This window comes from Pseudomonas sp. GW821-FHT07E12 (assembly GCF_058986605.1).
The window spans coordinates 118,905-131,900 of record NZ_JBYSVX010000001.1 but is presented as its reverse complement, the minus strand read 5'-3'; the positions used below and the strand labels follow the sequence as shown (position 1 = coordinate 131,900).

Genomic DNA, 12,996 nt, shown 5'->3' with positions numbered 1-12,996 from the left:
GATGCTGCCCCTGGTCGCCCTGGTAGGACGGCCGAATGTCGGCAAGTCCACGCTTTTCAACGCATTGACTCGCAGCCGTGACGCCCTGGTCCACGACCAGCCTGGCGTCACGCGCGATCGTCACTACGGCGTGTGCCGACTTATCGAAGATGCCCCCTTCATCGTCGTGGATACCGGTGGTATCGCCGGCGATGAGGAAGGCCTGGCTGGCGCCACCGCGCGCCAGGCACGTGCCGCAGCGGGCGAGGCGGACCTGGTCCTGTTTATCGTCGACGGCCGTGAAGGCGCTTCAGCGCTGGACGACGAGATTCTGGCCTGGCTGCGCAAGCTTGCGCGGCCGACCTTGTTGGTGATCAACAAGATCGACGGCACCAACGAAGACGCGGTACGCGCCGATTTCGCGCGCTATGGCTTCTCCGACGTGCTGGCGATTTCCGCTGCACATCGACAAGGCATCGACGATGTGCTTGACGAGGTACAGGCTCGTTTGCCCGAAGAAGGGGCAGGGGAGTTGCTCGACAACGATCCCAAACGCATGCGCGTGGCTTTCGTCGGCCGCCCCAACGTGGGCAAGTCGACGCTGGTGAATCGTCTGCTTGGCGAGGAGCGCATGATCGCCTCCGAGGTGCCTGGTACCACGCGTGATTCAATCGCCGTGGATCTGGAGCGGGACGGCCAGCAGTATCGACTCATCGATACCGCCGGCCTGCGCCGCAAGGCCAAGGTCGAGGAAGCCGTCGAGAAGTTCAGCGCGTTCAAGACCCTGCAGGCAATCGAGCAGTGCCAGGTCGCCGTGCTGCTGCTGGACGCTACTGAAGGCGTCACCGATCAGGACGCCACGGTGCTGGGCGCGATCCTGGACGCTGGACGCGCGCTCGTCGTCGCCGTCAACAAATGGGACGGCCTGACCGACTACCAGCGCGAGCAGGCCGAAGACCTGCTGTCGCGCAAGCTCGGCTTCGTCAACTGGGCTGAAGCTGTCCGTATCTCGGCCAAGCATGGCTCCGGCATGCGCGAGCTGTTCAAGGCCGTCCATCGCGCACATGCCTCGGCAACTTTCGAGTTCAGCACCAGCGAAGTCAACAAGGCGCTGGAAATCGCTTACGAGACGAACCCGCCGCCGAGCATCCGCGGCCATGTCTCCAAGCTGCGTTACGTGCATCCGGGTGGAAACAACCCGCCAACTTTCATCGTGCACGGCACACGCCTGAAGGTGCTGCCGGAGTCGTACAAGCGCTACCTGGAAAACTTCTTCCGCAAGCGCTTCAAGCTGGTCGGCACGCCAGTCCGGTTCTTGTTCCGCGAAGGCGCCAACCCGTACGAAGGCAAGAAGAACGTACTGACCGAACGTCAGGTCGCGCGTAAGCGACGGCTGATCCGACACGTCAAACGCGGGAAGTGATGAAGGGTCTTCTCGGACCCGGTGCAGCCTTCGTTGGTTGCCTTGTATTTTACATAATATACATTATGCGAAAAACTGGGGGAATCCCTGCAGGCACGCATGCGCTGGATCTGGCTCATGCTGACAAGTTGATTGCCGTGGAGGAATCGCCCCAGGAACAGCGGACATTCGCCCCATTTGCTACGGAAACTCGCCCCAGATTTGATAGAACTACGGACAAGATGCCCCGGATTTCGCGAAACTGCGGACAAGCCGTCCCTCCGTCGTGTTTACTTCGCCTCATTTGTCTCGTCGTACACGAGTTCTTTTGGGGCTCTTAGGCTTGTGCTCGCGCCAAGCTGCTTCCAGAGCCGCAGGTAGGTCTCGAAGTTTGGCCAGTTGCGCTTCGAGCGCATCCGCCCGCGTCCGCTGAACGATGACTTCTTGGCGAAGTTCGGAGGCGATAGTCGTGGCGCGTTCAAGCGCTTCCCCCCGCTTGCGCTCAAGTACAGCACCTTCCTTTCGAAGCGTCGCCAATTGATGCTGCGCTTCTTTGGCTTCCTGTCTAGCGCGATCCACTTCCGCATGGGCACGATCTTCAGCCGCTCGCATGTGCTGGGCCAAGCTTTCGCGCTCGGCGTGCGCACTATCCTGGAGCTGCTGCAACTGATGCTGGAGCGCGTGACGCGCACGCTCCATGTCGACGCTGCGATCGCTCGCGGCGTCGAGATGGTGGCCCAGTGCGTCGACTTGACGCTGCAGTTGCTCAACTAATCGCTCGAGTTCGGTTGCTCGGGTTGCGGCTAGGTCTTCCGACCGGACAGCTGCATCGGCACGGGCCTGCAGATCCGCGACATCGGACCTCAAGCCATCACGCTCCCGATCTAGGGCATTGCGAGTCTCAAGCAAAGCGGCGCGCTGGCCGGCGAGGGCATCGTCAGCATGGCTCCGCGCATGGTCCAACGCAAGGGTCCACCACTCCCCTGCCAGCTCGGCCACAGCGTCCGGCACGTTGGTCATGGCGATCCGGGTCTGACGCTCGCTGGCCAAGCGCGATCCGAGCCTCTGCCACCAGGTGTCGAGCCAACGCACGACGGTGTTGGGCGAGCCGGTGCCCAGGTGTGCACGGATGCGTTCCACCGTCGGTCGTTCTCCGCCAGCAACAAGCACGTCAGCGGCGCTGTGAACGTCAGATTCTGTGATGCCTCTGGCCATTGTTGTGCCTCCTCTATCGACGCCCTGCCCTGTTGCTCGCGTACTAGCGATAAGTGATGATTATCGCTAGTACGGACCTTATTTCATAATGCACATTACATAGTATGAAGCGAAATAGCACATTACCCACCTTGGCAGCGACGGCCGCGAACCTAGTGCTGCCTGAGCAACTAGCTCAGCAAGCAACTGACGCCGTGCGTGAACTTCTCGCCGAGGCGGCTGCTGCCAACACCACCCGCAGCTACGCCACCGCTCTGCGCTACTGGGCCGGCTGGCACCAGGCACGTTTTGGCATTGAGCTATCCCTGCCGGCGAGCGAAGCCGTGGTGATCCAGTTCCTGGTCGACCACATCCAGCGCAAGAACAAGACCGGCTTGGTCAGCGAACTGCCGCCGGCGATTGATCAGGCGTTGGTGGCCGCTAGCCTCAAGGCCAAGGTCGGGCCGTTGAAACTGTCGACCGTGGTCCAGCGCTTGGCCGTGCTGTCCACCGCGCACAAGCTAAAGCGCCTGACTAATCCATGCGAGCTGCCGAGTGTCAGGACGCTGTTGAGCCGCGCCCGTCGCGCCTCGGTCAAACGTGGAGAACGACCGACCAAGAAGACCGCCATCACGCGCCCCGAGCTCGAGGCCATGCTGGCGACTTGTGATGACAGTTTGGAAGGACTGCGTGACCGTGCCCTACGCGGCGGACGCCGCCGTAGCGAGATCGCAGCGGCTGACCTGCGCGACCTGCGTAAGGTCGGCGACGACGGTTACATCTATCGTCTGGAATTTTCGAAGACGCAGCAGGCTGGGGTGAAGGCGGATTCGACGCCGGACAAACCAATCCTCGGGCGCAGCGCTGAGGCGCTCGCGGCCTGGCTGGAGGCCGCTGGGATCAACGAGGGAGCGATCTTCCGACGTATCTGGAAGGGTCGGGTGGGCCCTGCCCTGCTCCCGGGCTCAGTGGCCGCGATCGTGAAGCGCCGGGCGAAACTGGCGGGGCTTGAGGGGGACTTCGGGGCGCATAGCCTACGATCGGGATTTGTGACCGAAGCCGGCAAGCAAGGTGTACCGCTGCCTGCAGTAATGGCGATGACGGAGCACCGGTCCGTGGCGAGTGTGATTGGGTACTTTCAAACGGGTGCAGCGGAAGATAATCCAGCGGCCCGTCTACTGAAGTAGTGAGGAACCCGGCCCGTGTACGAGGTGTGTTTCTGTCCTCGCACCTCTAAATCATCTCCATCGCGACCCCATCAACCGAACAGGTCTCCCTCCATGGCCCGGGGATTGCGTGACCGGCTACCCGCCGCAGGCGACGTGAGCGATCCGTAATTCTCCAGAATTCGACGTTTAAGCATCTGACCGTCGACCCCAATCAGCTCCGACAGTCCGGCAACCGTCGAGGGAATGTCAGTGGGGCGGGATGGACGACCTCCGATTTGCACGAACGGGCCATCGGTCTCGGTCAACACGCGGTCTAGCGGCAGCCACCGGATCAGCGCTCTACTCTTCGGTGACGAGACCATCTCAGAGTTGATCGAAAAGTAGCAACCCATCGCCAGAGCCCGACGAGCCTCAGAGGGAGTGCCCGTGAACCAATGGAGGACTGGGACACACGAACCCGAGCGCAAGAACCGCTCGAGATGGCCTAAAACCTTTGAGGCGGTTCGCACACTGTGGATGCTGAGCACCTTCCCGCCCTGTTCGTCGCAGGCTCGGAGGATTCGTTCGAAGACCCGCTGCTGTTCGGCAAAACTGGCATAGAACTGGGAGCCAGCATCCAGGCCGATCTCACCGACAAACCTTGCCTGCGGCAACAGGCCTTCGAACAATCCGATTTCATTGGAGCGGCTCGCGACCAGCTGTGGATGCATGCCCAACGCGACCTCAACGAAGGGCGATCCCGCGGCAAGCTCTACGTTCCGCTCGAACGCCCGCGGCGTGGTCGTGATGGCAAGTGTCGCTATCCCCAAGCGATCGCAGTCGGCGATTACGCCCGGGTGGTCAGGGTACAGATCCACATGGCAGTGTAGATCGACCCACCTACACTCGATGCTGCGATCACCCACCGCCCGGCCTCGAGACCACGCCATTCAAGAGCGCAGCGACCTCGCCTATCCCGTCACGATAGACCTGCTCGTATGCAGCCCAATCGGCGGGATGGTCAGTCAGTGGTCCGGGCTTGTGGATGTCGAATCGTGCGCGCTGCGGCCTGGCTGACAACTGTGCGATGGCAAACTGGAATGACCTGATGTGCTCACCTGTGGCCCGAGTCGAATCAAGCGCCCTCGCCCCAAGATCTTCGAGCTGATATTCGGTATCGTCGGTACCGAAACCATGGAGCAGCGAGGCGCGTCGGATCAGACAGGGCACACAGTGACCACAGTTCTTCGGCTGGCGCCGTTGCTCATCCTGATCGAATCGCATCTTCGCCGGTGACGAACAGGACATGGTATTGGCGGCCGCGGCCCTGAGGAATGCTTTGTCCGTGCATTCTGCCACCATCTGCCCCTTCGTTCGGTGCCTATAGCGATTCTCTAGCTTGGATGTGAGCCCGATGCTCCGCAGGATCTCATTAAATCGGGCCATGTAATAAGGATGAGTCGTCCGGGTGCTCAATGCACCAAGACGCAGAGGATCCAACGGCACATTGAGTGAGATCAGACCGTTTTCGGGCACGTGGATGACCGTATCGTCGCCGATCGCATCGGCCGCCAGCGCCGCTAGCGAGAAGAAGAGGAATGACCTGCCACGCAACGTATCCTCGTCTTGCGAGTCCGCGACCGCACCTTTGGGGAAGCCCACATACGCGCGCACCGACTCGAAGGCCCCTTCGCCGAACTGCTCTTCGAGTGCATCGAGACACAGTTTCTGATGCCTGCTGGCAACACGGTCCCAGTAATGGCTGACGAGAAGGATCCGCTCGCCCTCGCTGAGCAGATCGACCGCACCGATGAAGCTATCCAAGCCTCCAGAGAACAGGCAGACCGACTGAGGCTTCTCCGTGAGTGTTCCGGTGGATACGGGGATTAGGGTCTGCACTGAGGCTGCGCGCTCCCGGAACGTGATGAACCAAAGATCGCCCGTCAGGAAATTGAGTGTGCGCTCGATCAGGGGTCCGGCGTCCGTCCACACCCGACTGTCGGACACCGGCACGCATAGTTCGATCTCGCGCGTCCAGCCATCCTGTGCGTCCAAATCGCGACTGATTCGGGTATCTGCGGCTGTAATGGCCGCCGCCAGTACTGCCAGATCGAGTGCCCTCTCCGAGGGGTGCAGACCCATAGCCTGTAGTTGGGTGATGGTGTCGCCGATCTGATGATCGATCGATGCAAAGCTGCGGTAGCGCGGAAGTTCGGTAACGAATCCGCCGGCCAGACGCTGCCCCGTATCGGCCACGTCGTCCCCGCCGATACGCATTACAAGTGTGTGCCTGCTCATTCGACGTCCCCCGCAGTCGCCGAGACAAGCTCGAACGACGCCCGATAGATGCGATCGACCACCCCCGAAATCTCTGACTCGGGCAGGTCCTGCACACGATCCAAAAGTGTCCCCAGATGTCCGCGGACGTGCCCATCGACGAACTGGTGCAGATCCTCCTGTACCAATTTCGCTTCCTCTGCGCTCACGGGCTTCTCAATGGCCCGGTGGCCGAGATCTGCCATGACACGTCCCTCGATGGTGTGAATGACATAGCCCAGGAAGAACTCCGTAAGCTGATCGGCCGTCAGTGAACCGAAGTCGCCGACACCCTGGTCTGCCATGTCGCAGATCGTATCGAGCATGGCCTGCCTTGCGATCGCCTCATCGACACGCCCACCGGGCGGACACATCACCTCGGTGAGGGCGAGGAACACCTCAACCGCCGGGCGCCCCGCAAGACCGCCCAGATTGAGGCGTTGGAGGGCGGCCACCGGACCGTTGCGTTGCACATCGCCAATCAGTCCGAGCAGTTGAGCCCCGGTGACGCGAGATGCCCCCATCCTCCTGGCCGCTCCAGCCGCCCCGCCCGTGCCCTGCCTCACATACTGTGATACCGCCCTTCGGAGGGACTCACGTTCGCGGCTCCCCGCGAAGCGAGTGAAATTGCCGCGTGCCGTACCTAAGCCACCTGCAGAGGATGCCTCGGTAAGTGGGCCGGCCGGCGCAACGGGCGGTGGCGCTGCAGGCGGTAGATTTCCAGGTGGGGCATAGGGGACTGGCGCTGGCGCCGGAGCCGGCGGAGCCGCTGCACCGGGTGCGACCTGATCGATCCAGTCCGGCAGCAGGCCATTTGGTGGGCCGCCATAACTCTTCGACGTCCCCATCAGCGACCCTCCTTCATCGTAAGGGCCGCAGTGGTCGCAGCTTGCAGCTTCTTGTTGACGGTCTGCGACGCCCAGCTCTTCAACAAATCGTCGTAATCCTTCTTCACATCCACATTCGTGAAGCTGGCATCAAAAGCCGCAGCGAGCCAAGTACCGGCCTTCTTCAGGTCCACTTCCTTTGCGAAGCCCAGCAACCGTCGCTGGAGTGTCGGATGTTCGGTGGCAAGCGAGATCAGTCCACTGATTCCCTTTGGTTTGGTCGCGAAGTTGTCGGTTCCCAGAATCCGCAGGCGTACGATATCGAAGACTTCCTCCGCCGCAGGACTAGGGAGCCTGCGAATCTCGGCGGCTGCCCCACGCACTTCGAGTTCGGAACCCATAAGCTGATTGGCCAGCGCGGTGAGGTGTCCGGATGCGCTTGCGCCGCCGAGCGCAATCCGCTTGTCGCGCGTGACGAAGATGTAGGGCCTCAGATCCTCGCCCGACAGCGGTGGATCCAATGTGATCCAATTGCGCACCCATTCGTTGTTCGCCCACCCTTCCATCTCGGACGCGTCGTCTACCTTGGCGAATTTCTTGAGCAGCGTTCCAGCACGCATTGGGGTGGCCGGCTGTGCCGCGCTACGCACGCTGTTCTCGAAGTCGATGATCTGTTGTGGTTTGCCCTCATGCGCGGCGACCACGAGCCTCACTAGATACTCGAAGAAGTCGTTCTGGAATCGCTCGGCGAGGATCAGCTTTGCGAGGATCGGCACTGTGATATCGGCGCTGAAGCCGCGCTCCTCTCCGATCGCATGTCGCAGCAGCATTGAATTGAGGAAGCGCTTCACCTGCCGGGGATTGCCACGCGTGCCATCCGTGAGCATATCCGTGAGCTGGTTCCCCAATACCAATGCGCGATCGACGCTCTCGGGCAGTTCGTCTTTGCCCATTGCGGCCACCAGCGCTGCCCGATCGAGCCCCTTGCTCAGCCAGGGCCGCTTCATATCCTCGCGAGCTGCTGTCAATAGATTCAGAAACCGCTCATCCTGCGCACCCAGGGCCGCCTCCACCATCAGTAGTGTGATGTAGGTGCGGGTCTCAGCCGGACCCAATGCGGGTATGCGGAACGGCACCTGGATCAGCTTCTCCAAGTAGTTCCTGGCATAGCTCACAGGCCCAGAGTTCGGTGGAAGATCGGGGAAGTGTTCCCTGACCGCATACTCGATCATCGCTTCGTCCGCACCGATGACAAATGCCGTGCGCTCCACGAACAGGAAAAGCCGGATGGCTTCGAGCGTGGCAATCGAGGTTTCGGGCAGGCAGCGATCCAGATCGTCGACGATCACAACGAGCTGCTCGATCTCCGCCGCTTCGAGCAACTCCACGAACTCCTTCCGAAAGGCGTGGATATGGGCCGGAACACTTTCTTCCTCTGCAGGTTTGAGAAGACCCGCCGTCTCATCGACGAACCCCTCAAGGTCCTCCCGCGTTAATCCCTCTGCCTGCTTGCCGAGGTACTGCTTCGCCGCGCCAATCAAGTCGCCGATCTGATTGAAGGTGGGAAGTCCCGTGGCCACGTTGAAGGCCAGGCCTCCCGCCTTCTTCGCCGCCTTGAGCCAATCCACCCGCTTGAGCAGCTTCTTGGCGGCGGCTTTGACCTTCGTGGAGGTGGGGCGCTGGCGCTGAAGCTCCTCAATGATGGTCTCTATGATGACGGTCTTAGCGTCCTCAAAGCCCTCGAACGCCCAGCCGTTGAACCACAGGCATTGCACCTTTGGTTGCTTGGAAAGCGCGTCCTCCGTCATCTTGAGGACACTGGACTTGCCCGCACCCCAGTCACCATGCACCCCGACCGTCAATGGGGTCTTGGGCGTATCCCTGATCAGCCTGACCACCGTCTTGGCGATGGCTTCATAGTGCAGAAGATCGGTCGCCGTCTCTTGATCGTTCAAAAACATTTGTAGCCTCCTTTGCCCAAATGTTCGGCACCCTCCCAGGGTCCCGCGGAAAACTTGAGGGGGCGGCAAATCCTCCTAGGCGATTACGGCCCATTCGTTACTCAATGGCTCACGCCCAGCCACCCCTGCCCCCTTCCCATCTGAACACCACCTAGCACCGTATGCAACGGTCCAGGCGTCGCACCCTCCGCCCGCCAGCGGGGCCTCCAGCATGGACTGCAGAGGGGCTACGTAGGTTGCAGCAGAATTGCTGCTAGACCGATGGCTCGGCAACGTTGGATCAGGCATCGAGGCCATGGTGGCGTCGATCCAATCCGCCGAGCGCCGCACGGCTGATCACCCGTCATCATGATCGCGGGACGCGGGTGCTGCAGAACACTCTTCCTCGCGGGTATAGCTGATGACTTAAGGACGCCCCTCCTGCCTACCCCGGTAAATCCTCCTAACCCTCAGCCCCCCGTGTCCGCTTTCAGGCAGAAGCGGGCCCGCCAGTCAATGAAAAGATCGGCTAAACGGCTCGGCCTGCCACGGAGCATTGTCTCCAGATATGTATATGGCTTTGCGTACTTTGAGCGTGCACCGTGGCATGGGCTCGCCACTGCGCCCGGCTCGCCTGTGCAGGGCATGCAAGCCGACTTGGACAAAGAGCTCGTCAAGGATGTCGAACTATCGGCACCTAGCCGCCGCGCCGCGAGCGAAGGAGCGAGGTGGAGCTCGACGCCACTTAGAAGTTGCCAGCGCTGTCCGTCGATGGCAGACGTGGCTCGTCAGGGCGTCACGGGCGCATATTGCCTAGGTGGTGAGCTGCAAGGAAATCGTCGATAGCGGCGATGAAACAGGCGCTGACCACGGTCCATGGGCCGGCGGAAATACTGGGCCCGCGCGGACCGATGGCAACCTCGTCTTCCATGGCGTAACGTTGCTGCCGGGATAGCAGAGCCTGCACTAATGTTATGTACTCACCAGGTTGGGGCCGCGGGCTTGTTGTGAGAATCTATGACCGAGAACGACGACAACTACCAGTTCCCCAAGTCGGGCAAGGTCTACATCAGCCCCTCCCTGAAGGACTTCCGGGACAGCTCCCGGCGCATCCGCATCGCCTCGAAGGTCACCGGAGCAAACGACGTTCTGGAGTACGCCAAGGAACTGGGCGAGGTGGTCTTGCGAAACAAGCCCGGGGCGCGCACCTGCATCCGAGCGAAGTTCCTCGAGGCCACGGGCGAGATATTCATCTTGACGCTGCAAAAATTCGACAACGAGTCCGGGATGCCGGTCGGCAACGGCTTCACCTTCGTCGGCCCGGAAATCCCGCGCCTGCTGGAGTTCGCTGGCAACATCCGCGCGGCCGCATTCGACGACGGCGGCCCGCTCAATCTCACCGACGAAGAACTGCGCAAGCGCGTGCTCACCCCCACCCAGGCTGAAGCCCTGCTCGCCGGCAATCCGGAAGTATTCGCCGAGGCCGTGCGCCAAGCGGTGACCAAGGAAGACCTGGTCTCGCTCGGCTACCGCCGCCAGCAGATGGAGACCTTCTATCGGCTGCTGCACGATCCGGAGTACTTCGACCACGCCAAGGCGGTTAAGCACTGCGGCGATGAGGCGCTGTGGCAGCAGTTCTTCGAAAAGAACCCGTGGATATTCGGATACGGCCTGCAGTACGCGTACGGCGCCACGCTCGATAACGAAAAGCTCGAGCAGTACGTGCGCGGCCATACCGTCCTGCAGCCGGGCAAGCGCGTGGATGCCCTGCTCAGGTCCAAAGCGATCGCCTCGACGCTGTGCTTCGTGGAGATAAAGCACCACCGCACTGACCTGATGGCCAAGCAGGAATATCGCGGCGGGTGCTACGCGCCTTCGGCGCAGCTCAGTGGCGCGGTCGCGCAGATCCAGGGCACGGTCTCCTACGCGGCTGAAAGCCTGTTCGGCCGCCACCGGCTCAGGGGCGAGGACGGCTTTCCCTCCGGCGAGGAAGTGTTCAATTTCTCGCCGCGCTCGTTCGTGGTCGTTGGCAGTCTCAGTGAATTCCGCAACGAACACGGCGTCAGCGAAGAGCGCCTGCGCTCGTTCGAGCTGTACCGTTCGCACCTGCACCAGCCGGAGATTTTCACCTTCGACGAAATCTTCGAGCGCGCCAAGCACATCGTGTCGGGCCACCACCTACCACTGAACCAGGAGTAATGCGATGCCGCGCGCCGACATGGCCGACCATCTGGTGCATTTCATGACCGGCCCGCGATGGGTCGACGCCTTCGGTGCAATGCAGCGAATTTTGCACGAGCGCAAGCTGCGAGGCAGCGGCCGCATCAATCGCGATCGCTATCGTTGTGTTTGCTTTAGCGAAGCGCCACTTCCGATGGTGCCTGGCGGCCCGGTCAACGAAGACGGCTACTCGCGATACACGCCCTTCGGCATATTGTTCGACAAGACATGGGTTTTTGCGCAGGGCGGGCGCCCGGTCATCTACCAGCCCGAAGCGGAGTACGATCTTCTACCCGAGGCGCTTCGATGGCGCCACATGCGTTACGAAATCGGCGATGCAGAGCGCGTGGATTTCACTTGGGAGCGCGAGTGGCGATTGCATGTCGACGAGCTGCACTTCGACCCCTCGAACGCGGTGGTGATCGTACCAAACGCCGAGTGGGAACAACGCCTTCGTGTCGCCTTTGACGACCAGCAAGATTGGCAGGTCGCCGCGTACACGCAGATTCTGGATGAGACCATCGCCGAAGCATACCGGGAGGACTTTCCGTGGCGGGTGGCTCGCTTGGGCAAGCCGACGCCTCCGGCTCAGTGATGCGAACCACTCACCTGCTGTCCTGGCCTCGGGAACCTGACATCCATGGTGGCTAATCGCCCCCTACCTGCCGAGATGCAATCGGTGCGCGCGCGCCTTGCGCGCGCTTCGCGACGTACGCCCAGCCAACGGCCAGACCCAGGGACTGGCAGACTTTTGGTCGAAGGCGCGACGCACCGACGCTGGCCGCCGGCTGCCAGAGTACTATCTGGTCTACTGCTTGCTTGTGGAACTGTTTGAGTTTCCGCACCAAGGTCCCGAGGAAAAGGTCGCTTGGAGCATCCCGCTGGACTTTCACGGAACCCTATTCACCATCGAGCACCGCAAGATGGGCTTGGGGTTGTTTCATCCCGAACCCGATCGAGTCGTTGCAGACTCGACCGAGATCGTCAATCGAATCCACAAAGCTACTAAGGCAGCGCAACCGTTCTTCGACTGGTTGGCCGACACGCAAGTCGCGCAGTCGGCCATGAACGTGGCCAATCACAGTCAGTCGCTGTACGAACGCTATCGATACTTGCGACAGCTGGCGCAGCAGCACTTCGAGACCCTGGATCAGCGCAAAGCCGAACGGCGTGCCGCTGCCGCCGCCATGACCGACTTATCGAGCATGCTCGAACATTGGATGGCGGACCGGCACTCCGAACCTCAGCCCAATTGGCTGGCGCTGTCGGCGGTGGAAGCTTACTTTTCCTGGACCGAGCATGCGCTGATCCACGTGGCGATCTTGCAAGGCCGCATCACCACCGGGGCGGAGGTGGCCAAGCTCGCCTCTGGGGATTGGGCGGGCAAGTTCAAGGCGGCAATCGATCTGACCGAAGCGGGCGCCAACACGCTGTTTGATCGCGTCCTGGCCATTCGTCAGGACCTGCGCAATCACGTAGCGCACGGCGCCTTCGGAAAACAAGGCGAAGCGTTCTCTTTTCACTCGCCTGCGGGGGCGGTGCCGGTGCTGTTGCCGCATAGAACCGGACCCCAGCACTTTCGTTTCGGAAACGGCCTCGACTTCGATGCGCGCCAGGTTCTCCAAGTGCTCGACGACTTCGAGGCATTTATGTTCAAGGGCGTGCGCGCACCTGCGCGTGAACTCCTGCTCGAAAACCGGTACAGCACCGTGCTGACGATGGCCAAGAGCACCTATACCTTGGCAATGCGCTCCCCCCAAGACATGTCGGAGTTCTTGCGCTACTGGGGTGAGGAAATGGACCGCTCGGCGAACATGGATTGGTAACTCAAGCAGCACCATGGGCTTGAACGGGTCAGCGCGCTTACCTAGTACGACTTTGTCTTCGCATGGGGAGTGGCGGCGATTTCGAATGGGTGCTTGGGGGCGAAAGCTGCCATACCGCCTACCCCCGATAAATCTTCCTAATCC

At 61.4% G+C, this 12,996-nt stretch carries 10 protein-coding genes and 1 pseudogene; 6 read left to right on the top strand and 5 right to left on the bottom strand.

Features of this window, described 5'->3' with window-relative positions:
* The first annotated feature begins 1 nt into the window (after position 1).
* Both der and AC3WJE_RS00590 read left to right on the top strand, forming a co-directional pair.
* Positions 2-1,402 carry a ribosome biogenesis GTPase Der gene (gene der, locus AC3WJE_RS00595; protein WP_493728825.1) on the top strand — a complete coding sequence of 467 codons (1,401 nt, stop codon included), beginning with the start codon at positions 2-4 and terminating at the stop codon, positions 1,400-1,402.
* Between the two features lie 378 nt (positions 1,403-1,780).
* Entirely contained in the window at positions 1,781-2,155 is a 375-nt protein-coding gene (locus AC3WJE_RS00590; RefSeq protein WP_493729030.1) for a hypothetical protein, read from the top strand.
* Between the two features lie 75 nt (positions 2,156-2,230).
* On the opposite strand, the pseudogene AC3WJE_RS00585 reads toward AC3WJE_RS00590, so the two are convergent.
* A pseudogene (locus AC3WJE_RS00585) lies at positions 2,231-2,596 on the bottom strand (DNA-binding protein); the annotation flags it as partial.
* A gap of 194 nt (positions 2,597-2,790) precedes the next feature.
* Between AC3WJE_RS00585 and AC3WJE_RS00580 the strand changes: the two are divergent.
* A complete protein-coding gene (locus tag AC3WJE_RS00580; protein WP_493728824.1) occupies positions 2,791-3,762 on the top strand; it encodes a site-specific integrase in 972 nt (323 codons plus the stop codon).
* Positions 3,763-3,833: 71 nt separating this feature from the next.
* Here AC3WJE_RS00580 and qatD read toward each other — a convergent pair whose 3' ends face one another.
* Genes qatD through qatA form a run of 4 tightly spaced genes read right to left on the bottom strand, consistent with a single transcriptional unit; the run spans position 3,834 to position 8,827 of the window.
* Positions 3,834-4,673, bottom strand: a complete 840-nt coding sequence (gene qatD, locus AC3WJE_RS00575; protein WP_493728823.1) for a Qat anti-phage system TatD family nuclease QatD — start codon at positions 4,671-4,673, stop codon at positions 3,834-3,836.
* Positions 4,642-6,000, bottom strand: a complete 1,359-nt coding sequence (qatC, locus tag AC3WJE_RS00570) for a Qat anti-phage system QueC-like protein QatC (RefSeq protein WP_493728822.1) — start codon at positions 5,998-6,000, stop codon at positions 4,642-4,644. Before qatC ends, qatD begins: the two co-directional genes overlap by 32 nt.
* A 17-nt stretch (positions 6,001-6,017) precedes the next feature.
* The gene (qatB, locus tag AC3WJE_RS00565; RefSeq protein ID WP_493728821.1) at positions 6,018-6,887 is read right to left on the bottom strand and encodes a Qat anti-phage system associated protein QatB; all 870 of its coding nucleotides are present in this window, start codon (positions 6,885-6,887) and stop codon (positions 6,018-6,020) included.
* Entirely contained in the window at positions 6,887-8,827 is a 1,941-nt protein-coding gene (gene qatA / locus AC3WJE_RS00560) for a Qat anti-phage system ATPase QatA (protein WP_493728820.1), read from the bottom strand. The genes qatB and qatA overlap by 1 nt, the downstream gene beginning before the upstream one ends.
* Before the next feature lie 996 nt (positions 8,828-9,823).
* Here qatA and AC3WJE_RS00555 point away from each other — a divergent pair.
* The 3 genes from AC3WJE_RS00555 to AC3WJE_RS00545 all read left to right on the top strand — a co-directional run bounded on the left by AC3WJE_RS00555 (position 9,824) and on the right by AC3WJE_RS00545 (position 12,852).
* Complete coding sequence (locus tag AC3WJE_RS00555; protein ID WP_493728819.1) at positions 9,824-11,005, top strand: Shedu immune nuclease family protein; 1,182 nt, start codon at positions 9,824-9,826, stop codon at positions 11,003-11,005.
* 4 nt (positions 11,006-11,009) lie between these two features.
* Complete coding sequence (locus AC3WJE_RS00550) at positions 11,010-11,621, top strand: hypothetical protein (protein ID WP_493728818.1); 612 nt, start codon at positions 11,010-11,012, stop codon at positions 11,619-11,621.
* Positions 11,622-11,718: 97 nt separating this feature from the next.
* On the top strand, positions 11,719-12,852 hold the full coding sequence (locus tag AC3WJE_RS00545) for a hypothetical protein (protein ID WP_493728817.1): 1,134 nt from the start codon (positions 11,719-11,721) through the stop codon (positions 12,850-12,852).
* The last annotated feature ends 144 nt before the right edge of the window (positions 12,853-12,996 follow it).